Genomic DNA, 23414 nt, shown 5'->3' with positions numbered 1-23414 from the left:
AAAACATAATAGAATAAATCAATCTTTGCTTTTAATAAAATCAACCGCAAAACATTTAAATAAATTTTATAAATTTAAGATTATTATCACTTTATAATTATTAAAAATAGTAAAAGGTGAGAGGTTATTTTCAGAATACTTTATATTTAATAATCCCAGACAGTCACGCCAAGAAACGCGGTGCAGCCATTACCAACGGCTGCACATAAGATTATCAATACTCAAGCACTTGTTGTTTCTGTGGCGCTTTTAGTAAACGCCAGGCGATCAATACCACGACGCTGGTCAATACCGCTGTCATCCAGCTCATCATATGAATAGCGCTGGTGAAGGATTCCGCTGCCGCAGTCATCAGTTGTTGCCCTTCCGCCTCAGCTAATGAGTTCGCTACAACGTAAGCGCCAGCCAGAGTTTCTAATGCCAACCCCGTCTGTTCATGAGAGATCCCATCCGGCAATTGCAGAGTGACACGATAGAAAGCGGTCACCAATCCACCGATAATTGTCGTGCCAAGTACCACACCCACTTCATAAGCTGTTTCGCTTATTGCCGATGCCGCCCCGGCTTTAGAGGACGGCACTGACGAAAGCACCAGATCGTTAGACACCGACGCAATTGCACCTACACCCACATTTAATAATGCAAATGCAACCACCAGCGTGGTCAAATCGCTGCCGAAACTGGCTACCAGAAGAAATGCAATACCCGCAAAAGCAAGCAGCATTGGCACAAGGTAATAAGCCGGCATCCGTTGAGCAACAGGCACTATCGCCATGCCAATAATAATCGCCATTATTTGTCCGGGAACCAGCGCTAAACTGGCCGAAATCGGCTTCATACCCAATACAATTTGCAAGACCTGAGTGGCAAAAAAGACAAAGCCAACCAGCAAGGCCAGACTCAATAAGTTGACCATAATCGAGCCGGTGAACATACCATTACGGAACAGTGAGAGATCCATTAACGGTACGGGCAGACGCCGCTGCCGGCGAACAAATAACACGCCAGCAACCAAGCCAACAGACAATTCCAGTATCACACTTATTTCAAACCCGTCACTGGCAAGATGTTTAATCGCGTAAACAATACCAACCATGGCGATGATCGATAATACAACGCTATATCCATCAATAATACCAGTCTGTTTTTTCTCGGACTCCGGTAATAACATCGGTCCGAAGATCAACAATGGCACTAATACCGGTACTGCCAATAGAAAAATGGAATTCCAGTCAAAGAATTGCAACAGAACTCCACCAATGACAGGCCCCAACGCCGAACCGACAGTTAATGTTGTCGCCCAGATAGCAACAGCTAACCGACGCTGTTCACGATCCTCAAAAAGAGTGCTGATTAAAGCCAAAGTTGAAGGCATCAACATCGCACCAAAAAACCCAAGTACGGCTCGCCCTCCAATTAATTGTTCGGGTGAAGTTGACAGCGCTGTTAATACCGAAATAACGGTGAATCCCAAAGATCCAAATAACAGCAATGAACGATGGCCGACACGATCGCCAATACTCCCCATGGATACCAGCAAACCCGCCAACACCAGTGAATAAGCATCAATCACCCATAATTGCTGACTTGCGCTGGGCCCCAGAGCTTCAGCAATTTTCGGTAAAGCAAAGCTTAAGATCGTATTGTCCACCGTCACCAACAATACCGGCAACATCAATATCAGCAATCCCAGCCAATTTCTGAGTCCTGCCCGCCCGTTAGCCTCAGCAACTCTATTTAATGACATCCCCCCAACTCCTTTCCTATTATCATTCAAGCGTTGAAAAAATATGCTGGCAATCAGCAGCACTAATATTGAGCTGTTCCCCCAGTTGTTGTGCAATGTGTCTGAGGTTATTGCCAAATTCAGTTTGATCGCCAGCCTGCACTATTGAATCTAACTGTTGTATGGCATGCAACAACTCCCGCCGCGGTTCGGCAGCCATAGGGTTTTCATATTGAACGTCCCAGTACACTTCCATTGGATTGAGTAAAACCCTTGATAATAACGCCAACATGGTACGCATTGGCGGCGGTGCAACAGTCGCCAGAGTACCAATATCCAACGGGCTTTTCGCCAGAACCAGGCCAAAAATCAATATCGCGGCATGGGGTAAAGCCTGACAAAACGCCATTACCCGATCATGTTCCTCCGGCGTCATTCTACTGATGCGCATACCCGCCTGCGTCAATACCCGCTCAATCCAATGCTCGTTAACATGACAGTTATCAAGAGTGACTGCAACAGGCCTTTTTTGCTCCGACAAAGATGGCGAGAACATCGGGTTAACACCGATGAAAGGCTGCCCAGGGGCGGCAGCGCTTAAAGCGGAATGGAAAGGTGCCTGAACCGAACAGGTTGACACTATCTGTACATCATCACCAACCGCCGATAGCACCCAAGGCAGAGCCTGTATTGCAACCGCTTCCGGTAAGGCGAAGACGACCGCCTTTGCCTCAGTAAAAATCGCCTCAGAACCCGCTGCGGGATTTAAGATATCAAGCTGGCAGCAAAGAGAACGCTCTCCCTGCGTTCGTTGGTCAACACGGTATACAATGCAACCACTTTGAGTAAACAGGCGCCCCAATAAAGAGCCAATCGCACCTTGCCCACCAAGAATGACAACTTTATGGTTACTCACACTTCCTCCGCGATATGACTAAAACTGAAATAGGGCACACTGGCCTTCACCAATGTTTCTTCAAATTCACCATAAGGATCGGAGTGAGCGACAATGGCACCGCCAATGCCGAACTCGGCACATTCTTGATGTAACACCGCCGTTCGGATAACAATGCTCAACTCTGCTTCACCACTGAAAGATAACCATCCAAGCGCACCAGAGTAAACACCGCGTGCCGATGACTCCAAAGAGTCAATGATCTCCATTGTGCGTTTCTTCGGCGCGCCGGTCATTGATCCTCCCGGGAAACATGCCCGGATGGCTTCCATCGATGAAGTGCCTTCACGTAATTCACCGCGTATTGTCGAAACCAATTGATGCACAGAAGAGAAGCTCTCAACTTTAAACAATTCAGGCACATGAACACTGCCAGGACGACACACCTGATTAAGATCGTGGCGCACTAAATCCACTATCATCAGGTTTTCAGCTCTATCTTTAGCTGACTGACTCAATTCCACCTGAAAATGCTGATCATCCGCTGCCGTTCTTCCTCGTGGCCGGGTTCCCTTAATCGGTCTGGATTCAATACCTCTGGCCTCATCAATGCGTAAAAACGTCTCCGGCGATGCACTGAGTACCGAAAAATCCCCACATGCCAGATAGGCGCCATAAGGCACAGGGCTGGCATGACGCATTCGTCGATAAGCATCCAATGGCAGCCCTGCATAAGCCATCTTTGCTCTATTCGTCAGACAGATTTCATAAGACTCGCCATCGGTGATGTATTGAAGCGATTTATGGATCCCATCCAGATACTTCTGAGCTCCATATTCCAGACGAATTTTGTTCTGATCGACAGCGCCAGGAATAAAATCAGGTATCACCCCACCGGTATTTTTTGCAATGGTCACTAAAGGTGCCGGCGGCCAATTTTGTGGCTGGCCTACCGGTGTGATCAGACACTCATAAAGCTTATTCTGCTGGTGATCGAAGACAAAAAAATGCGGAGTAAAGATTAAACTGGCATCAGGATGTTCTGAATGATATTTGCTGCTGCCAATGGTCAACGCCTTTAATTCATATCCCAAATAACCAACAAAGCCACCTTTGAAGGCAAATGGCATCCGCTTTGGTGTGGAAATCTTCACCAGTTCAAGCAGTTCAGACATCAATGAGAAAAAATCACCCTGGACAATCCTTTCACCATCAGGACCGGTCAAACGCAAACTCTCCGTCTGTACACAATATTCAAGCCTGACAGCACCCTGTTTGTTGCCACTTCCCATGATTGAAAAGCGGGCATTGGGCCTATCCGACTTTTCACTGTCCAGCCAGAAAGAGTGAGTATCATTGCCATAATGTTGAATGAACAGAGATTCAGGATCGATGATGCTCTGACATTCACGGTAATTCAGGTTGAGATGCGGCTTTCCGCCCACCGCCAGATAAGCTTCATTGGCAGAAATACACTGATTCTGAGCGGTAATATCCTGCCCGTTATTTTCTTTATACGTCTTTGCTATACGAACAAAATTACTCAGTAATTCACGCCCATATTCAGAATCAATCGACTCAGGATGAAACTGAACACCCCAAATCGGTCTTTGGGTGTGTTCAATTGCCATAATTAAGCCATCATCAGTCCAGGCAGTACATTTAAGATTGTCCGGCAGCCGGGTACAGACCAGCGAGTGGTACCTGACCACTTCAAATTGCTCAGGCAAACCGAGGAATAACCCTTCCCCGGTATTCCTGATGCGACTGCGATAACCATGCACCGGATTAGGTGCATGTTCGACAAAACCACCAAATGCCAGGCTAATTCCCTGATGGCCGAGGCAAATACCCAATAATGGGATTTCGGCGCGGGCAATGACCTCAGCACAGACACCAAAATCGCTGTTTTCAGCCGGATGCCCTGGCCCTGGAGAAAGCACGACAGCATCATAATTGTCTATCGCCAGCGCTTCATAAGTCAGAGAATTGGTGACGACAGATGGCACACTCCCGGTAACTTCATACAGATATTGAGCAATGTTTTGCGTAAAAGAATCATAATTATCAATGAGCAGTATTTTCATTATTCTTTGCTTTCTCGTGTAGCAACTGATCAATCAGCTCTTCTTCTCGATGGCAGGTTTCTTCAATAACCCGTTGAAATATTGATTCAGTGTATTCAGGCCGTAACCCAAAATCCGTTGACTTATCCCTCAATATAGCCAATAACGAGGTAATACGTTGTGGCTGCATCATCGGAATATCCTGTTCCGCTTTTATCTCAGCGATTTTCATACAGATCTGCATACGTTCAGAAAGAAGCGCCAATATCTGCATATTAATCACATCCAGAGATTCCCTATGAGGTTGCAATATGTCCTGCTTATCTATTATTGATTGAGTCATATATTTGGTCTTCATTACTGGTTTATTTCAATCATTTTCATCAATAAATCTATGTCACTTATACCTGTGGAGCTATGGCTTGTGGCTCAGACCAATTCAGCCCTTTTTCCCGTATTTTGAATAAGGTATTTACTAAATGACTGATTTCACTCTCCTTATGCTCACTGGAGAAGGCAAAACGCAACATGGCATTGCCATCCTGGACGAGTGGATAAAATACCGGGAACAATAAGATGCCGTTGTCGCGCAGCAGACGTGCAGCTTCAAGACCTTCAGCTTCATTTTCGAATAAAGCACCACGAACAGGAGATTGCACACCGGCATTCATCAGGCTGTTACCCGTCAGGGAATCAAACAAATTAACGTTCTTCCATAGCTGTTCCTGGCGGATTTCTATTTCAAGGCTAAGATGAAGTTTTGCTGCGGCAACGTTAGCGGCCAACATCGGCACCATAATCGAATGACCAAAAACCAGAGGATTAGCCAGGGTACTAATCACTTCAATATCATCGGCACCCGCAACAACCACAAAACCGCCCGCACCACCAAATGCTTTGGATAACGAACCTGCCAATATGAGGTTAGATGGCAAAATATGGTCAAGTGCAGCAAAGGCGTAACCTGCACCATGACGCCCTACAATGGAAATACCATGAGCATCATCGACATAGACATAACCTCCGGCAGCAGCCAATTTTCGGGTTAATTCTGCCACCGGAATCAAGCCATTCATTGAGCCAATACCATCAATCAGCAGGACAGGGGTACGCTGATCCTCTCCGCAGTTTTGCAAAGCTTGCTGTACCGACTGTTCATCCGCACTATCGACCCGCGATACTGGCCCGAACTGTTCGAGAATACCGCGTAATACCTGCATAGACGCATGAGCCGTTTTATCCATCAACCAATGTACTGGCCGGGTAAGTGGATAGTTAGGTAAAGAACCACTGCCCAATAACGGCAATACACCCAGGTGAACGTTACTGGTGGAAGTGAAAACAGCAACAGAGCCACCTTGATAAATTTCTTCCAGCAGTTCCTCTAGTTGCCTCAAATATTGCGGGCGCATCGCACCACGGGACGATGACAAATGAATCCCTGTCCGGGCCATTGCCTGATTTGCTGCCTCAATTAACGCAGGATGATGTTCTAATCCCAAATAAGAGCAGGAAACAAATTCCGTAAAAACTTTGCCTTCTTCTGTCGTAATTTGCTTACCTTGACGTTCTACCACCGTGAAACTGGTCAAACCTTCATCAATAGCTTGCGCTAAGGCGCCGGTGGTCCGTGACTTACGAATCGTCATCCAATCCTGCTTCTGTTTTACATCCATTATCTAGACTCCAACTGTCTGAATTCAAATGAGCTGACAACCTACAGTGATTACCGAACTGCCTGTTGTGTCAGAAATCTCTTCATCAATAATTGTTCGTATCAAGGAAAAACCGGCGTCTGAAAATAATGTTCTGACGCTCCCCTCCTGACTTTCACCATGTTCGATGACCAACCAGCCATTTGATTGCAGTAACTGTTTGGCTTGTTTGATAATCAACCGCGTTAAATCTAGCCCATCATCCCCGGAATACACCGACACATAAGGATGATGCTCCTCCCACTCTGGTAATATTGTCTGCTGCTCTGGAACGTAAGGTGGATTAGCGACAATTAACGCCACCGACCCGTTAAATTGCGAAAATGCCTGCCAATCCCGTAAATCGGCTTTTAATGCATCGACTTTAATCTCCCAGCTCGCTAACCGGTTGATATTGCGTGTCAGGTATTGAAAAGCGATGTCGTCATATTCAACACAAGTGACCTTTAAATCCGGGCGACGTTTAGCGATGGCTAAACCAATAGCACCACTCCCCGAACATAAATCCAGAACCCCTGATCCCTGAGGTACTTCATGTTCATTCTCCAGCCATTTATGGATAATCTGGCTATGAGGACGCGGAATAAATACCCCCGTACCGACCACCAAAGGCAGTTCATCAAAATCCGCAATGCCGACAATATGCCCAAGAGGGATCCGGTTACAGCGCTCATGAACCGCAAGCATAAATTCATCACGGGCGCGATCCTGACAGCGCCTTTCCAGATAACGGTCAATCAGGCAATCAAGATCGGTTTCCACATCCCAAACACCCGCTCCTGACAGTAATTCCCTGGCCTTATCAATAGCAGCCTGATCTTTTAGCGAAGAATTCATGACCATGCCTCATAGTAACTACGTAACCGTTCACGCATGGATTCATAAATATAAGAGAAAGCAACCAGTTCTGGCGGTGGTGTAAACTGAGGGTGAAGAGACTCAATCAAATCCTGATAATTACGTGTCATGCCTTCATTCAGCAATGGCAACCAATAAGGTTTGATATCCCAGCGATATTCGTAACCTGTGGCAAGCATTTGCTGGACGGTTTCTTTAGCCATCACTTCACGAGAGAAACCCACTAACGGAGGACGAACCGGGTTGAAGGAATCCAGGTTAATTTGCGTATTTTCTATTCCAGTCAACGCATTAGCAACATAATCTGCCAGTAACGGTGACTGATGTAAGCCATCACGGTAAGTCCCGGTAGCCAGCCAAAGGCCATTCACGCCACATTCACCAATTAACGGGAACCCATCAGCAGGGATTGGCCGGTTACCGACCTGGATTGAAAGGATCTCAGCATCATGTAAGTTAATATCCAACTGATCTAACGCACAATCCAGCAGGAACTGCACATCAGAAATCAGCGCCTGACTGCGTGGTTTTTCAGACAGAATATTTGTCGCACCCAGATACAGAACACCATCACCACGGGGTACACAATGCAGCCCACAAGCAAATGCCCGGTTAGGAGTTCGAATCACCGACGTCGGCAATTCTCTGCCTTTTGGCATCTTGACCAAAATAGATACCCCATAGCCGGCAAATATCGGCGGGATCTGCCGAACAACAGAAGGGACATTAGATAACAGATCCAACGAGTGCACACCGGCAGCAACCACCACCTTATCCGCCATTAAACGCTCACCACTGAGCAATTCGACGCCAATGGCTAAACCGTCTTCAATCAGTACACTCTTAACATTCTCATCTTTGAGAACGCCACCTTCAGCAACCAATGCCGCATCCAGCTTTTCCAGCAATAAATGCGAATCCAGAGCATGTTCATCAGGAATATATAAAGCACGAAGCGGACGCACCAGATCGTTAGGCTTTAACCATTCAATTTCACGCGGATCAACGGTTTCATAAGGGGCTGCATATTCGTTCAGGGTTTGTTCAATAGCGTCATAATTAACACTATCAATCTCTTCCATCCCGGCAGTATTCAGTATCACATGAGTCCCTTGAGCGGTGAACAGCGATCGCCTATCACCAGAAGAGTCAGCTAACCGTTGCGCCCAGGCAGGCCAAAGCTCTTTGGAAATACAATCCATATTCAATTTCAGCTTACCGTGTTCACTCGCTAATAAGCCACTGGTAATTTCGCCAAAACAACCATTCATCGCACCTGCTGCTTTAGAAGCGGCATTGGTTCGATCAGTACTTCCAACCCTACAAACCGAAAGATTTCTGCTTGCTAATTCATAAGCAATTGAACCAGCAATTGCGCCTGAACCAACGACAATAAAGTCGTATTTCATTTATTTACTCCTGTATGGCCTATGGCCAATTTATTTTAAATATTTTGTCAACAATGACGGATAAATAATTATTACCCTCTTACAGTGAGGATATTTTTACTGCTTTACATCCATGGTAAAAAAATAACCCTATATTCATCAGTAATTAAAATGACGAATCACACTCATATTGATGCTAAATTTAAAAACAAACATGCGATAATAAATTATCACATTAGAAACAGTTTCAATTCATTATCAGAAAAATATAATCACCCATAAAAATTAATTTAACAAAAGTTACAATTTAAAAAAATCAAATAAAAACAATAAATTAAATTATTTCTTAAGTATACTATTTCTATTTAAAAGAAATAATAACAAATGATATTATTAGATTGGCAATAACATTTGCTAATCAGGAGAGAACAATAGTCACCAAATACAAAACTGTCAAATAAATTTAGTCTTATATTATAAATAAAAAAATCATATAAATGTTTTCAGTATAAAATAAAAACAATTCATATTCGCATTGTTACGGGGAACAATATTCTAAATACCTTTTATTCTTCAATAAAAAAAACAAAAATTCTCAAGAAAGGTGTTTTTTTAAATTTATATTTTACATCATTTTCACCAAAATATATAAGATAGAGACAAATGTTATTATACCGAAATTGACTATTATGGGGAGTGACCGGATAGTTGAGATAATCGCTAATTTTTCAGATTATCCTGTGACTCGTTTCTCTTTTATTTTTCCACATTGAAGATATCGTTCTCTAGTCTCAACAACGGATGTTTTTTGTACTATTGGCGGAGCGATTTTCATTGACAATTAACTTGGGTTTGCTGCGCCGTCAGTTGCAGTTAATTTGGGGATAAATGCAGGTCGATCCGATTTTAAACGCAAATCGTTACACCTAGTGGCAGGAGCAGTGACCGAATAGCTTCGATAACCGCCAACTAAATCACAGGAGTACTCATGAGCAAGAGAAGTGATATAGAAAGAGGGAGGTTGGTTTATACCGAAAAGTCGGGATGGGTAGATGCCGGTCATGCTAAAGGAGATGATGCCAGAAAGCTCATGGCTGCTATAAATTCAGGGGATGACACTAAGGAGTCTTATTTTACTATTAGATACACACAATATATGGGGTTAGGGTTGAAATACGGAACGTCTAAAATGACAAAATGGAGAGTGAGGAAAGGGTTGTCTTTACATGATAAGCAGAGAGTTGCACTGACTATTATGATGTATACAAGCCATTTATTTGAAGCTCATCAGGACTCCTTTCCTTTTAACTGGTACACGGATAGTGGATATAGTGGTGAAGATTTGGTTTCTAACTTACTTGGTTTTTATCAGGCTATAAATCAAATAGACTATTTACCTCGGCTTAACCCTGTCAGTAAAAGTGACGCATTAAAACGGTGGGATTACTATGGTCCTATAGGTAAATATAAAAATAAAATGTTCAAGCCTTTGTTATTCCCCGATCCTGAAAAATACCCTAATAACGCCAGGCCTTATTATTCGTCTTTACCAGAATTTCTGAACACTATATCCCCCATAACTGATATAGACAAAAGTCAAATATTAATACATATTAAAGATATGACTAGATATAACATAGGTGTAGAAAGAAATGTTGGCATTGAAATTGAATAATTTTATAAAGAGAACATTTATTATATTGGTTTGTTTGGGAGTAATTTCAATTATCCCTATTTTATTTGTGAATGTTAATTTTTCATATACGAAAAATGATTTCATTAAATATAACATGTTTACTTTTGATGAAATTAAAGTGATGCCACTTATTTCAAGTGATTATGTTATTTATTACGATTCACCAGATGGAACAAAACCAATGATTAACGAGGTTGTATTTTTTAATGTCAATCCAAATCGTAAAATAGAAATAATAAATTACATTGAAAATACAGGTTTTCTAAGAAAAGAGGATAATGATTGGCATAAGGGTAATATTTTGATAAAGATAAAACAAAATGACACAGAACGTACCATTATGGTTTCAGTAGAGAAAAATTAATAGATATTACTTGGCGATTTAGCATAATAAGTGCAACATAATTACTCTACGAGTAAATAAGTTCGTATTCAATTAAATCATTTATTTACGGATATTGTTATTCCTGTTTTTTATGAATGATTATTTAACTGTCTGATAAAAAATTCACTCCCCGATTGAAAACGTTATTAACGTTGGTTCCTTTTTAAAAATAGATTGTATGATTAACCGATTAACATTTTTATTTATCTTTTTTTACGGGGCATATAAACATTAATAAAGCAGATTATTTTTTTCATTTTCACTTATGGATTTATGATGGGCAGGTTTTAAACTGTTATTAAAAACCATTTTTTAACCTCTGGTTTTAACTGGTATGAAGTTTTAACCATTGTTTTTACCACATTTAATGTCTGTTTTTTGTTAAGTTTAATCAACGCTAATCATACTCACTTTTTATCTTTATTGACGCTGTTTTACCAACAATCCTGAGTAGTTTTCACTTGATGGTATAAAATACCCTTTTATGTTTTTTCGGACAATATTCTTTTTTTCGTTGATTTATTTTTAACTTTATTTTAATGGTTATGGCAGGTTAGGTAAATGTAAAATAAGCAGAGGATAACATCGCTGATAAATACATTAAATATGATAGGGAATAAGCCCTTTTGGGCTACTCTGTACCTTTTCAAAATCTGGCATTAATAGACGTCTGTTCTTTACCCGTAGCTAACTTGCCGATCGACATCCATTTAAATGATGTTTAAATAAATCGGTAAACTAATTTAATAACGCCTTATTATATCAACAATAGTGAAAAGTCTGGCGAATTAATTAGCCATGATTAAACAGGTATTTAAGCGTTAATAAATAACGAAAATAGCTTGAAAAAATAACGATATGAATTTATTTTAGCGTTAAAACACATTTAAGATATAAAAAGAGGCATGGCTTAAATAAAACGGTAGAAAAGCAATGCTATTAAACGGGATAAGATAGTGTAAAACCAAGTTTAAACGGATGTATTTAATGGCCCTGTAAGTTATCCAGTTCATGTTCAGTTAAATGATTTTTTTACGGATTGCATTATTTCCATTGTTCATTAATGATTATTTAACTGGTTGATGAAAAAATTCACTCCTCCGATTAAAAGCGTCATTAAAGCCGGATTCTTTTTTTAAATATACTGTCTGATTAATCTATTATATATTTTTATTTATCCTTTTTTACGGGAATATATATTAATAAAGCCAATTATTTTTCTTATTTTTCACTGATAGATTTATGATAGGCTGGTTTTAAACTGTTATTAAAAGCCATTTTTTAACCTCTGGTTTTAATCGGTATAATAAGGTTTTAGCCGTTGTTTTTACTGCTTTTAACACTTGATTTTTATTAATTTTAATCATTATGGTATATTGTGTTTTACATTTAATCAACGTTAATCATACTTGCTTTATCTTTACTGACACTGTTTTACTGGTAATCCTGAGCAGTTTTTATAAGTTACCCTACTGTATTTTATCTTCATAAATCAACCCGTAAATAGCTTGGTGGTATAAAGATACCACTTTATGTTTTTTCGGATAATATTCTTTTTCTCTCTGATTTATTTTAAGTTTTCTGTTAATGGTTAATAGATTTCGAGTAAATTTAATTAACCTCAGCTCTGCTTAAGAACAGAGATTTCAGAAGCACGTAGATTCAGACTCGGTCTTATCGCTTGGAATGTAAATGTGCCGCTTCTATGCGTTTCGTGCATTGACTCACGCATTTTTATGCCGATAACGTATCAACAGTAAGTTTGTCGGACATTTATTCAAGCCCAGTCCGATAATTTTCATCACCGTTTCACGGTCGGTACTCATACTTCGGTGACTGTTCTGACAGTCACCGTAAGATCCTCTTTTAACATAAATCGTTGAATACTGATTAAGAACTCTCAATACGAGTTAGTGGCGTATTTGCTCAAGTTCGTTCTGAGTCAACCCGGTAGTTTTCATTATCGTTTCACGGTCGATACCCATGTCGATCATCGCCCACGCGACTTTCAGAATCCCCCGTTTTTCGCCTTCCTGCAATCCTTCCTGACGCCCTTTCTGCTCCAGTTTCTGTGCTATTGTCATCAGTACCTCCTCATACTTCGGGGACTGTTCTGCCAGTCGCCGGATAAAACCCTCTGGATCGGCGGTATCTCCCACCTGTAATAAGTAGTTTAGCACGCTTTTTAGCTGTTCATCTGTATAGTAATCATACGTCAGCAGTATGACTAACTCTTGCAGCAGCTCCGCCATATCACGCTGCCGGATATGCTTTTGCACCATTTCCAGTAGCGCAACCCGTTTATGCGTCAGAATTTTATCATCCGGGATTACCGTCACATCTACCAGCGGGAATGCACCGGAATAGATTTCCTTCGCCATGGTCGGAGCATCAAAGCAATCGAGCCAACTGGTACTCCAGGGATACGGCTGTATTTTCCCGTGATAGAACAACACCGGAATGACCAGCGGCAATTTTTCATGTCCCTGCTCCAGATGCCGTTGCATTGCGGAAATACCGTATCGCATCAGCCGGAATGCCATCATCTTGTCCGGGGAACTTTGGTGTTCGATCACGCAATATACGTATCCGTCACCCTGCGCTGTTTTTAGCGAATACAGGATATCAGAATAATGCGCGCGCAGATTATCCTCAATAAACGACCCTGATTCCAACCGCAGTGTATCCAGATCACAAACTGCCCGTAATGTCGCAGGCAAATGTATCTCCAAAAAGTCTCTGGCAGTATCAATATGACCTAAAAACTGTTTAAAAACAGCGTCATGTGGCGTTGGTGTATTTTTTCTCTTCATCGGTGAATGGTAGCATACTTTCTTTTATATTGAAGAAATATTAAGCAAAAAACCAAGCGGACTGAGATGTCTTGAATTTTCTTTGACAAAAACGTTGATCGTATCTCAGATACTTTAATTTCCTTCTTAAGCAAAGTTCAGGTTAATTAACGTATTTTAAAAAATCTGTACTTATAGTTATATATAAAAGCTTTAATATCTCTATTTTCGTGCTTTTAAATGGTTATGGCAGGTTAGGTAAATGTAGAATAAGTGGAGTGTGGAATCCCTGATAAATAGATTAAATCTGGCTACCTATATTGTTTAATAACGCGGTTTGCAGATTATCCGTAAAACTGCCGCCATTAATGGCAGGGCCTATTGTTGAACTCACGACGGAATTGTGGATAAAGGAGTACATCGGAGTTAGTTCACACCCGGTGTTGAAGCCTGTATCAGGAAAATTGCAATCAATAGAGATAATAGCAACACCAGTAATTATACCGGTGTTGCCACATTATTTAGTGATTATTGATAATCACTGACAGGTACGCAGGAACAATGCAGATTACGATCACCGTAAACATCATCAAGGCGTTTAACGGCAGGCCAATATTTATTGGCTTTGGTTTCTGCGGTTGGAAAAACGGCAATTTCACGGCTGTAATTATGGTTCCAGTCAGAAGCCAGTTCAGTTTGTACGTGAGGCGCATTGACCAATGGGTTATCTTCCAATGACCATTCACCTTGCGCAACTTTGTTAATTTCAGCACGGATTGACAGCATGGCATCGACAAAGCGATCAATTTCCACTTTGCTTTCTGATTCTGTTGGTTCCACCATCAGTGTGCCGGCAACCGGGAATGACATCGTGGGCGCATGGAAACCATAGTCAACCAAACGCTTGGCAATATCCATTTCACTGATACCAAACGCTTCTTTCAGTGGCCGAATATCCAGAATACATTCATGCGCTACATAGCCGTTATGGCCGGTATACAGCACGTCATAATCATTTTTCAGGCGAGCAGCGATATAGTTGGCATTCAAGATCGCCACCTGACTTGCCTGTTTCAGCCCTTGCGAACCCATCATTCGGATATACATCCAGCTAATAGGCAGAATGGAGGCGCTGCCAAACGGCGCAGCAGAGACCGCTCTCTGTTCAGTAAGACCATCCATTTGAACCACTGAGTGCCCCGGCAAGAACGGCGCTAAATGCGCTTTTACGCCAATCGGCCCCATACCTGGACCGCCACCGCCATGTGGGATGCAAAATGTTTTGTGCAGGTTGAGGTGCGAAACATCAGCGCCGATAAAACCGGGCGCAGTGATTCCAACCTGTGCGTTCATATTCGCACCATCAAGGTAAACCTGACCACCATACTGATGAATGATTTCGCACACCTGACGGATAGTTTCTTCATATACGCCATGTGTTGATGGGTAGGTCACCATGATGCAGGAAAGCTCATTACCGGATTTTTCCGCTTTTTCGCGCAGGTCCGCCAGATCGATGTTGCCCTCTTTATCACAACTCACCACCACCACAGTCATACCCGCCATATGCGCCGAAGCCGGGTTGGTGCCATGAGCAGAACTGGGGATCAAGCAGATATGACGATCCTCTTCTCCACGGCTTTCGTGGTAACGACGAATAGCAAGCAGACCTGCATATTCGCCCTGCGCACCAGAGTTTGGCTGCATACAAACGGCATCATAACCTGTTAATTGAACCAGCCAGTGAGATAACTGGCTTATCATCTGCTGATAACCCTGCGCCTGCTCTGGCGGACAGAATGGATGCAGCTGATTAAATTCAGGCCAGGAGATCGGTAACATTTCTGCCGCAGCATTGAGTTTCATGGTGCAAGAACCCAGCGGGATCATAGCCTGATTCAGTGCCAGATCTTTGCGTTCAAGGCGATGCATATAACGCATCATATCTGTTTCGCTGTGATAGCGGTTGAAATTCGGATGCTGGAGGATGTCATCATTGCGCAACATTGATGCAGGAATGGATTGGCTTTCCGCTATCACATTCTCATCCAGTGCCTCAACATCCAGCTTGCTATCTGTACCTGTCAGTACAGAGAACAATTTGACCAAATCATCTCGGCTGGTGGTTTCACTCAATGTGATACCCACTGCGCCGTGAATATCGCTACGCAAGTTGATTTCCGCTTTGTCTGCCCGTGCCAGTACCGCAGCTTTATCGGCAACTTCAACGGTCAAGGTGTCAAACCAAGTTTTGTAGCGCAGAGTAAATCCGGCTTGCTGTAACCCAGCAGCCAGAATGTCAGTCAGACGATGAATGCGGCCGGCAATGCGTTTCAGTCCTTTCGAACCGTGATATACCGCATACATCCCCGCGATGTTTGCCAACAAGACCTGCGAGGTACAGATGTTGGAGTTGGCTTTCTCACGGCGGATATGCTGCTCACGGGTCTGCATTGCCATGCGCAGTGCGGTATTACCCGCCGCATCACGGGAAACGCCGATAATACGTCCCGGCATAGAACGTTTGAATTCATCACGGCAAGCAAAAAATGCGGCATGAGGGCCGCCATAACCCATCGGTACACCAAAGCGTTGAGCAGAACCAAACACCACATCCGCCCCTTGTTTGCCCGGTGCAGTCAGCAACACCAGCGCCATCAAGTCAGCGGCAACGCAGATAATGATTTTGCGTTGTTTCAGTTGTGCGATCAGGTCGGTGTAATCATGAATTTCACCTTTTGTCCCCACCTGTTGCAACAACACACCAAATACACCTTCCAGTTCCAGGGCTTTTTCTGCTTTATCTACAATCACATCAAAACCAAAGGTTTCAGCGCGGGTACGGACAACATCCAATGTTTGAGGGTGTATATCATCAGCAACAAAGAAACGATCAGCGTTTTTCAGTTTGCTGGCACGTTTTGCCATTGCCATGGCTTCCGCCGCCGCAGTGGCTTCATCCAACAAAGATGCAGAGGCAAGATCCAAACCTGTCAGGTCGATCGTCACTTGCTGGAAATTCAGCAGTGATTCAAGACGCCCTTGAGAAACTTCCGGTTGATAAGGAGTATAAGCGGTGTACCAGCCAGGGTTTTCCAATAAGTTGCGCAAAATAACCGGTGGCAGGACAGAAGGTACATAACCCATACCAATATAGGATTGGTAACGCTTATTCTGGCTGGCAATGGCTTTCAGTTCAGCCAGTGCTTGCTGTTCAGTTGCACCACCGCCCACATCGGGTGGCGCTGGTAACGCGATATCGCGGGGAACAATTTTCTGTGTTAACTCATTGAGGGAACTTGCCCCGACTGTCGCCAGCATCTCTTTCTGCTGTTCGGTGGAAGAGCCTATATGACGGCGGATAAACTCGCCCTGGTTCTCGAGTTGACTTAATGTTTGGGTCATTTGTTACTGATTCCTGAAGCTGGCCAGAAATGGCATACAAATAAAAACGCCCTGCTCATGATGTGAAACAGGGCGACAGTGGGCTTATTATTCTTCTTCGTCCAGAAGTGCCTGATATCCTGCGGCATCCAGCAAATTCGCCAATTCACTCTCATCAGAGGCTTTAATGCGGAACAGCCAACCTTCGTTATAAGGCTCGCTGTTAACCAATTCAGGAGCATCATTCAAGGCTTCATTAACAGCAATCACTTCACCACTCAATGGCGCGTAAATATCAGAAGCGGCTTTTACCGATTCAACAACGGCACATTCATCACCAAAATTGATTTCATCACCGACTTCTGGCAAATCAACAAAAACCATATCACCTAATAGCTCCTGCGCATGCTCGGTAATACCTACAGTGTATTCACCATTGCCTTCTGCACGAACCCACTCATGTGATTCAGCATATTTTAACTCTGTGGGTACATTACTCATCACTATTGTCTCCTTCAATCTTAGAACTTATCTCATTAGGCTATTTTGTTTTCCTGCCCAATTACGATTACTGAGATAGGGTACTATTTATTCATTAAGTTATTAGACTATACGAGAGGTTTACCCGCCCGTACAAAATTGGGTTTGACTACCTGAACCGGCATCTCACGATTGCGGATTTGTACAATTGCCTGTTCACCAATCCCTTGTGGTACACGGGCAAGGGCAATACTGAATCCTAATGTTGGGGAGAATGTACCGCTGGTAATAACACCAGTGTGTAAGGTGCCCGCTTCATCGGTAAAACTGACCGTCAAACCACCACGTAATACACCTTTTTCTCTCATCACCAAGCCAACCAACTGTTCAGTGCCATCTTCACGCTGTTTTTCCAGCGCTTCACGGCCTATAAACTGGCGATCTTCTGGTTTCCAGGCGATTGTCCAGCCCATATTGGCTGCCAGTGGAGAAAGGGTTTCATCCATTTCCTGTCCATAGAGGTTCATACCCGCTTCAAGTCGCAAAGTATCACGGGCACCTAACCCTGCGGGCTTAACGCCGACACTAAGCAGTTTTTGCCAGAAATCGGCTGACTGCTCTTTTGGCATCGCCACTTCATAGCCCGCTTCGCCGGTATAACCCGTTGTTGCGATAAACAGATCACCAGCCTGAACACCAAAGAATGGTTTCATTCCGGCAATAGCCTGTTTTTGTTGATCATTCAGCAGAGACTGTACTTTTGCCTGAGCTTCAGGCCCCTGAACAGCAATCAACGCCAGATCATCACGTACCTGAATATCAACCGGGTAATTGGCAGCATGTTCATTGATCCAGGCCAGATCTTTCTCTCGGGTCGCAGAATTGACCACCATCCGATAAAAATCATTGCTAAAGTAGTAAACAATCAGGTCATCAATGACACCACCAGAAGCATTAAGCATCCCAGTGTATAAGGCTTTGCCTTTTTCTGTCAGTTTAGCAATGTCATTTGCCAGCAAATAACGCAGGAAATCACGGCAGCCAGTACCATGCAGATCCACAATCGTCATGTGGGAAACATCAAACATGCCAGCATCAGTGCGGACAGTGTGATGCTCATCCATTTGTGAACCGTAATGCAAAGGCATCATCCAGCCATGAAAATCTACCATGCGCGCACCGCAGGCCAGATGCTGGTCATACAATGGAGTGTGTTTTGCCATTATTTCCCTCTTTTCATTTCCTACATGAAAACATACCGCGTATTAACCGACAGCTACTGTGAATCATGAACAAAAAGCGGCTAAAAAACGCGACGCAAACGATGTCTTAACATAAAAGTTATCACTGAAAACAAAAATGAACCATAAGTAAAAATAGGGTCCAATTCAGTAACAACAAAAAAACATGCTATGAGTATGCAGAATTTTTAACTATTAAAATGAGCCATAATACTCAAAATGAACAATTAACTTTAGAAAACACACATTTTCCATTAAGAGCTCACTGAAATATGAATAAAATCACCTATCCATATTTCAGCAATACATGAGAAAAAATAATTGATAAGAAGAAGCTAAATTAGATTTTTTCAGCTGAAGAGGGCGGAGAAGAGAGCCAGCCCGGTAAGTCATTCAACCCCATTGCCTGACGAAGCAATGGCGGTTTAATTCCGGGTAAATTGTCTGCCAGCGATAACCCAACATCCCGCAAAAATTTTTTCACTGGATTATTGCCGTCGAACAACTGACGAAACCCTTGCATTCCAGCCAGCATGACAGCGGCACTATGTTTACGACGGCGTTCATAACGACGTAAATAAAAGTGTTGACCAATATCTTTCCCCTGACAATGCAGACGACGCAATTCACCTATAAGTTCAGCCACATCCATAAAGCCCAGATTCACGCCCTGCCCTGCCAATGGATGAATGGTATGAGCAGCGTCTCCCACTAAGGCCAGACGATGAGCGGCAAAGTTACGGGCATAACGACCAGTCAGTGGAATTGTCTGGCGTTCACTGATCAGCTCACACTGACCAAGACGCATATCAAAATCCACCGCCAGTTGCTGGTCGAACAGCGTGTTATCAAGCTGTTTGTACTGATCTGCAGCGTCACCCGGCAGTGACCAGACGATAGAACATAAATGTGGATCAGCAAGAGGCAGAAACGCCAGAATGCCATCACCATAAAAGACCTGACGGGCAACACTGCCATGAGGCTCTTCGGTCCGAATCGTCGCCACCAACGCATGATGTTCATAATCCCAGAATGTCAAGGGGATATCAGCATGTTGACGCAACCATGAATGAGCGCCATCAGCACCAACCACTAAACGGGCTGTTAACATGCGACCATCGGATAATGTCATGAAAGCTTCATTTTCTCCCCAGGCAATCTGTTGCAAAGCCGCTGGCGTCAACATGGTCACATCCGACAGGCTTTCTGCTTTTTTCCATAACATCTCACGAATAACCCGGTTTTCAATGATATGACCAAGATATTCCAGGCCATATTCAGCCGCACTGAACCGAATGCGACCAAAGCTATCCCGGTCCCAGACTTCTATTCCCTGATAAGGGCTGGCACGCATATCCAAAATCTGTTGCCACACGCCAAGATGCTGTAACAGGCGCTCACTGGCAGCATTAATTGCAGAAACCCGCAAAGCATACTCTTCTCCGGCAGAAACCGATTGAGCAGGCGGATAGCTTTCTACCACAGCCACCCGCAAACCACTGCCCTGTAAGCCACAGGCAAGCGCCAAACCTACCATACCGCCACCAGCGATAACCACATCAAATGATTGCATAATATAACGTCCTCTTATTTTGTCTGCTTTATCTGCGGTTATCTTTGGGCGACCCAGCCCAGAGTCTGCGGGCCAGTATATCCCGCACAGGAGAGAATTTTTCCATCGCCATCAAGCCAAGATTGCGCCCAACTCTTAATGGAAAATAACGATTGGCAAATATCCGTATCAATCCATCAGTAATACCAATGGTATTTTCCCGATCTAAAATCCGTTGCTGCTGATAATTAGCCAAAACCGGGTAAGCACCAATATCCTGACCAGCCGCAAAAGCCTCAGAAACAATCTGAGCTAGTGTCATCACATCGCGCATACCAAGATTAAAACCCTGACCGGCAATCGGATGTAATGTTTGTGCAGCATTACCCACCAGCGCCAATCGGTGGCTGACTTGTTGATTTGCAGTGGATAGTGTGAGTGGATAACTGTGGCGCCAGCCGGTTTCCAACATTTTGCCCAATCGCCAGCCAAATGCCCGCTGTAACTGCCTCAGAAACTGCTCATTATTCCAGCCAGCTATTTCCTTTCGCCGATCCAAATGATGGCACCATACCAGTGAACTCCGCCCCCCAGACATTGGTAGCAGAGCCAGTGGGCCATATTCTGTGAAACGTTCAAATGCCCTGCCCTGTGGATGCTCTGACGTCAGCACATTAGTAATCACGGCAATCTGTTCATAAGGGTGCTGTTGCCACTGAATATTGCAGGCTTGACCAATCGCGGAATGACTGCCATCTGCGGCGACCAGCAATTCACCTTGCAGTTGATCGCCACTGTCCAGGGTAACAGTCACTGATGACATCGTTCTTTCAACGGTCAGAACCTTGGATGGACAATACAGTGTCACACCGGGAGCATTTTTCAGTAAGCCGAACAAGCATTTACCTGCATCATACAGTTCGACAACATTGCCTAAAGCCGGAATGTGATATTCTTTTGCATAAAGGTTCACAAACCCTGCATGACCACGGTCACTAACATGAACGTGAGTTATTGGTATCACATAATCTTCCAGAGCAGACCAAACCCCTATCTGTTGTAAACGCTGACACGTACCGTAAGCCAGCGCTATCGCTCTGGCATCAAAGCCGGGGTGCTTCTGCTCCGGCTCTGCTGCTTCAATCAGGGAAACATGAATCCGCCCCTTGCTCAGGGAAGATATCGCCAGCGCAAGTGTCGCGCCGGTCATGCCCCCTCCAACGATAATCACGTTCATACCTTAACTTAACCCTGTTTTGCTTTCGCCATCAGAGCTTCAATCTCATCAGCTTCTTTAATCACACTGGCTGTCAGGTTTTCGTTACCGGTTTCAGTGATCAAAATGTCATCTTCAATACGGATACCGATACCACGATATTCCAGCGCCACATCAGCATCCGGTGCAATATACAACCCGGGTTCAACCGTTAATACCATTCCCGGTTCCAGAATGCGATCACGCTCTACGCCATAGTGCCCAACATCATGCACATCCAGCCCCAACCAATGACTGAGGCCATGCATAAAGAACTGGCGATAGGCTTTGGTTTCGATTAAATGTTCAACCTCACCGTGCATAATGCCCAGTTTCACCAGCTCTTCCACCATAATCCGCACAACATGTTCTGTTACTTTGTTGATGCTGGTGCCCGGTTTATACAATTCCAATGAAACCTTCAGTGTTTTCAGTACGATATCGTAGATTTCACGCTGGGCACGGCTGAACTTGCCATTCACCGGGAAAGTACGGGTGATATCTCCGGCATAACCCAGATATTCACAACCTGCATCAATCAGCACCAGATCACCCTCTTTCATCCGGCTTTCATTCTCGGTGTAGTGCAGAATACAGCCATTTTCACCACTCCCTACAATCGTATTGTAAGAAGGATAACGTGCACCCTGATGCGTAAATTCGTGATGAATTTCAGCTTCCAGTTGATATTCAAACATGCCGGGGCGACAAGCCTTCATCGCACGCGTATGTGCCTGTGCGCTGATTTCACCTGCCCGGCGCATCATTTCAATTTCTGCCTTGGATTTGAACAACCGCATTTCGTGTACCCAAGGACGCCAGTCAGTTATCGTTAAAGGGGCTGAAAGATTACGGCGACCGCCTTTTCTCAGTGTATCCAGCGCCTGGAAGACTATTTCATCCGCATAGGCAAATTCACCCTGTGCGTGATAAACCACATCCAAACCATTTAACAGCTGATAAAGCTCTTCCTGGATATCATCAAAAGGCAAAGCCCGGTCAATGCCCAGTTTCTCTGGTGCCGCTTCTTGTCCAAGACGGCGGCCAAACCAAATTTCCGCCGTTAAGTCACGTGTTCGATTAAAAAGAATACTATGATTATGCGTATCATCACTTTTGATTAATATCAGCACAGCTTCCGGTTCATTGAATCCAGTCAAATAAAGGAAATCGCTGTACTGGCGATAGGGATATTCATTATCCGAATTTCGTGGTGCAGGCGGGGCAGAAAAAATAATCGCTGCGCTAGCCGGTGCCATTTTTGCCAGTAAAGCCTGACGGCGGGATAAATATTCTTGTTTGATCATACCCTCTCCTGCGACTTAGTTAATTATTTTGAGTTCAATAAACAGCAATTAATGCAATGTTGGCTTATCATTTTTTGCAATTGAAACCGCTTTAGGCTGAGTAAAAGCGATATAGCAAAGCTGCGCAGCAACCCGCACATACTCAAGAACTTCTTCCAATGCCTGAGCCAGCTCTTCTTGATCATCGCCTTCTTCATAGCCAAGCAGACCGATATTACGCAAATCACCCACAATCTCACTGACCTCTTTTTTATCTGTGAACTTTGGTTGCGCGACACCCAATCCCAATAAGAAATGGTTTACCCATCCAGCCAGGGCATCTGCCCGTTCAAACACATTATCTTCCTCATCGGGCAACAATAAATGGAATGCAAAATGACTGTCATCCAATGATTCAAATGTAATTTCACGTAATTCACGCAATTGTTGAGCTAATGGATGGGAAAAAGCCAGTCCATCATTGGCTAAATCATGAACTAAAGCTTGCCAACTACTATCACGGTTACCACCGCACAGTAAGCCACTAATCAACCCATGCATCTCAGCCGCTGTCAGCGCCACTGACTGCTGATGCAATATTTTGTCAAAAGATTGATAATCTGGTAATGAATTCTGTATAGACATGTGTATTGGTCATCGTTGACGGTGTAAGTTCATGCTATGCTACCACCAAG

At 43.7% G+C, this 23414-nt stretch carries 17 protein-coding genes and 1 pseudogene; 2 read left to right on the top strand and 16 right to left on the bottom strand.

Translation table 11 applies throughout. The features are described from left to right. Positions 1-214: 214 nt before the first annotated feature. The 7 genes from PTE_RS02320 to PTE_RS02290 are packed head-to-tail and all read right to left on the bottom strand — an operon-like array spanning position 215 to position 8669. Complete coding sequence (locus PTE_RS02320) at positions 215-1747, bottom strand: MFS transporter (RefSeq protein WP_036842864.1); 1533 nt, start codon at positions 1745-1747, stop codon at positions 215-217. Between the two features lie 22 nt (positions 1748-1769). Then, positions 1770-2642 carry a prephenate dehydrogenase dimerization domain-containing protein gene (locus PTE_RS02315; RefSeq protein WP_036842861.1) on the bottom strand — a complete coding sequence of 291 codons (873 nt, stop codon included), beginning with the start codon at positions 2640-2642 and terminating at the stop codon, positions 1770-1772. Further along, positions 2639-4708, bottom strand: coding sequence for an aminodeoxychorismate synthase component I (gene pabB, locus PTE_RS02310; protein WP_036842859.1), 2070 nt, complete (start codon positions 4706-4708; stop codon positions 2639-2641). The genes PTE_RS02315 and pabB overlap by 4 nt, the downstream gene beginning before the upstream one ends. Then, the gene (locus PTE_RS02305) at positions 4689-5030 is read right to left on the bottom strand and encodes a chorismate mutase (protein ID WP_036842856.1); all 342 of its coding nucleotides are present in this window, start codon (positions 5028-5030) and stop codon (positions 4689-4691) included. Before PTE_RS02305 ends, pabB begins: the two co-directional genes overlap by 20 nt. A gap of 58 nt (positions 5031-5088) precedes the next feature. After that, positions 5089-6363, bottom strand: a complete 1275-nt coding sequence (locus PTE_RS02300) for an aminotransferase class I/II-fold pyridoxal phosphate-dependent enzyme (protein ID WP_036842854.1) — start codon at positions 6361-6363, stop codon at positions 5089-5091. A 24-nt stretch (positions 6364-6387) separates the two neighbouring features. Continuing rightward, entirely contained in the window at positions 6388-7239 is an 852-nt protein-coding gene (locus tag PTE_RS02295) for a HemK/PrmC family methyltransferase (protein ID WP_036842852.1), read from the bottom strand. Continuing rightward, complete coding sequence (locus PTE_RS02290; RefSeq protein WP_036842851.1) at positions 7236-8669, bottom strand: NAD(P)/FAD-dependent oxidoreductase; 1434 nt, start codon at positions 8667-8669, stop codon at positions 7236-7238. Before PTE_RS02290 ends, PTE_RS02295 begins: the two co-directional genes overlap by 4 nt. A gap of 967 nt (positions 8670-9636) precedes the next feature. Here PTE_RS02290 and PTE_RS02285 point away from each other — a divergent pair. Continuing rightward, entirely contained in the window at positions 9637-10323 is a 687-nt protein-coding gene (locus PTE_RS02285; RefSeq protein ID WP_036842849.1) for a hypothetical protein, read from the top strand. Beyond that, a complete protein-coding gene (locus PTE_RS02280; protein ID WP_198539140.1) occupies positions 10301-10708 on the top strand; it encodes a hypothetical protein in 408 nt (135 codons plus the stop codon). Before PTE_RS02285 ends, PTE_RS02280 begins: the two co-directional genes overlap by 23 nt. 1931 nt (positions 10709-12639) lie before the next feature. On the opposite strand, the gene PTE_RS02275 is transcribed toward PTE_RS02280, so the two are convergent. The 9 genes and pseudogenes from PTE_RS02275 to PTE_RS02240 form a co-directional block, all read right to left on the bottom strand. Continuing rightward, on the bottom strand, positions 12640-13542 hold the full coding sequence (locus PTE_RS02275; protein ID WP_036842847.1) for an Rpn family recombination-promoting nuclease/putative transposase: 903 nt from the start codon (positions 13540-13542) through the stop codon (positions 12640-12642). A gap of 280 nt (positions 13543-13822) precedes the next feature. Then, the gene (locus PTE_RS27115) at positions 13823-13942 is read right to left on the bottom strand and encodes a DUF637 domain-containing protein (protein ID WP_081738130.1); all 120 of its coding nucleotides are present in this window, start codon (positions 13940-13942) and stop codon (positions 13823-13825) included. 107 nt (positions 13943-14049) lie between these two features. After that, entirely contained in the window at positions 14050-16926 is a 2877-nt protein-coding gene (gene gcvP / locus PTE_RS02270) for an aminomethyl-transferring glycine dehydrogenase (protein ID WP_036842845.1), read from the bottom strand. Positions 16927-17013: 87 nt separating this feature from the next. Next, the gene (gene gcvH, locus PTE_RS02265) at positions 17014-17406 is read right to left on the bottom strand and encodes a glycine cleavage system protein GcvH (RefSeq protein ID WP_036842843.1); all 393 of its coding nucleotides are present in this window, start codon (positions 17404-17406) and stop codon (positions 17014-17016) included. Positions 17407-17513: 107 nt separating this feature from the next. Beyond that, a complete protein-coding gene (gcvT, locus tag PTE_RS02260) occupies positions 17514-18608 on the bottom strand; it encodes a glycine cleavage system aminomethyltransferase GcvT (protein WP_036842841.1) in 1095 nt (364 codons plus the stop codon). Positions 18609-18966: 358 nt separating this feature from the next. After that, positions 18967-20199 (bottom strand): FAD-dependent 2-octaprenylphenol hydroxylase, encoded by a 1233-nt coding sequence (ubiI, locus tag PTE_RS02255; protein WP_036842838.1) that lies wholly within the window; start codon positions 20197-20199, stop codon positions 18967-18969. Positions 20200-20237: 38 nt separating this feature from the next. After that, positions 20238-21415, bottom strand: a pseudogene (gene ubiH, locus PTE_RS02250) (2-octaprenyl-6-methoxyphenyl hydroxylase). An 8-nt stretch (positions 21416-21423) separates the two neighbouring features. Beyond that, positions 21424-22740: a Xaa-Pro aminopeptidase gene (gene pepP, locus PTE_RS02245; protein ID WP_036842835.1), complete on the bottom strand. Its 1317-nt coding sequence runs from the start codon at positions 22738-22740 to the stop codon at positions 21424-21426. A gap of 48 nt (positions 22741-22788) precedes the next feature. After that, complete coding sequence (locus tag PTE_RS02240) at positions 22789-23364, bottom strand: YecA/YgfB family protein (RefSeq protein WP_036842833.1); 576 nt, start codon at positions 23362-23364, stop codon at positions 22789-22791. Between the last annotated feature and the right edge of the window lie 50 nt (positions 23365-23414).

The sequence above is a fragment of the Photorhabdus khanii NC19 genome (assembly GCF_000517265.1).
In the GTDB taxonomy this organism is placed as follows: Bacteria; Pseudomonadota; Gammaproteobacteria; order Enterobacterales; family Enterobacteriaceae; genus Photorhabdus; species Photorhabdus khanii.
This window is presented reverse-complemented; position numbering and strand designations above follow the sequence as displayed.

Coding starts and splice junctions, on each gene's coding strand:
- PTE_RS02240 (WP_036842833.1), bottom strand. CDS start 23,364: ATGTCTATACAGAATTCATTACCAGATTATCAATCTTTTGACAAAATA.
- PTE_RS02295 (WP_036842852.1), bottom strand. CDS start 7,239: ATGAATTCTTCGCTAAAAGATCAGGCTGCTATTGATAAGGCCAGGGAA.
- PTE_RS02275 (WP_036842847.1), bottom strand. CDS start 13,542: ATGAAGAGAAAAAATACACCAACGCCACATGACGCTGTTTTTAAACAG.
- gcvT (WP_036842841.1), bottom strand. CDS start 18,608: ATGGCAAAACACACTCCATTGTATGACCAGCATCTGGCCTGCGGTGCG.
- pabB (WP_036842859.1), bottom strand. CDS start 4,708: ATGAAAATACTGCTCATTGATAATTATGATTCTTTTACGCAAAACATT.
- PTE_RS02290 (WP_036842851.1), bottom strand. CDS start 8,669: ATGAAATACGACTTTATTGTCGTTGGTTCAGGCGCAATTGCTGGTTCA.
- PTE_RS02280 (WP_198539140.1), top strand. CDS start 10,301: ATGTTGGCATTGAAATTGAATAATTTTATAAAGAGAACATTTATTATA.
- PTE_RS02320 (WP_036842864.1), bottom strand. CDS start 1,747: ATGTCATTAAATAGAGTTGCTGAGGCTAACGGGCGGGCAGGACTCAGA.
- ubiI (WP_036842838.1), bottom strand. CDS start 20,199: ATGCAATCATTTGATGTGGTTATCGCTGGTGGCGGTATGGTAGGTTTG.
- gcvH (WP_036842843.1), bottom strand. CDS start 17,406: ATGAGTAATGTACCCACAGAGTTAAAATATGCTGAATCACATGAGTGG.
- PTE_RS02305 (WP_036842856.1), bottom strand. CDS start 5,030: ATGACTCAATCAATAATAGATAAGCAGGACATATTGCAACCTCATAGG.
- pepP (WP_036842835.1), bottom strand. CDS start 22,740: ATGATCAAACAAGAATATTTATCCCGCCGTCAGGCTTTACTGGCAAAA.
- PTE_RS27115 (WP_081738130.1), bottom strand. CDS start 13,942: ATGTACTCCTTTATCCACAATTCCGTCGTGAGTTCAACAATAGGCCCT.
- PTE_RS02285 (WP_036842849.1), top strand. CDS start 9,637: ATGAGCAAGAGAAGTGATATAGAAAGAGGGAGGTTGGTTTATACCGAA.
- gcvP (WP_036842845.1), bottom strand. CDS start 16,926: ATGACCCAAACATTAAGTCAACTCGAGAACCAGGGCGAGTTTATCCGC.
- PTE_RS02300 (WP_036842854.1), bottom strand. CDS start 6,363: ATGGATGTAAAACAGAAGCAGGATTGGATGACGATTCGTAAGTCACGG.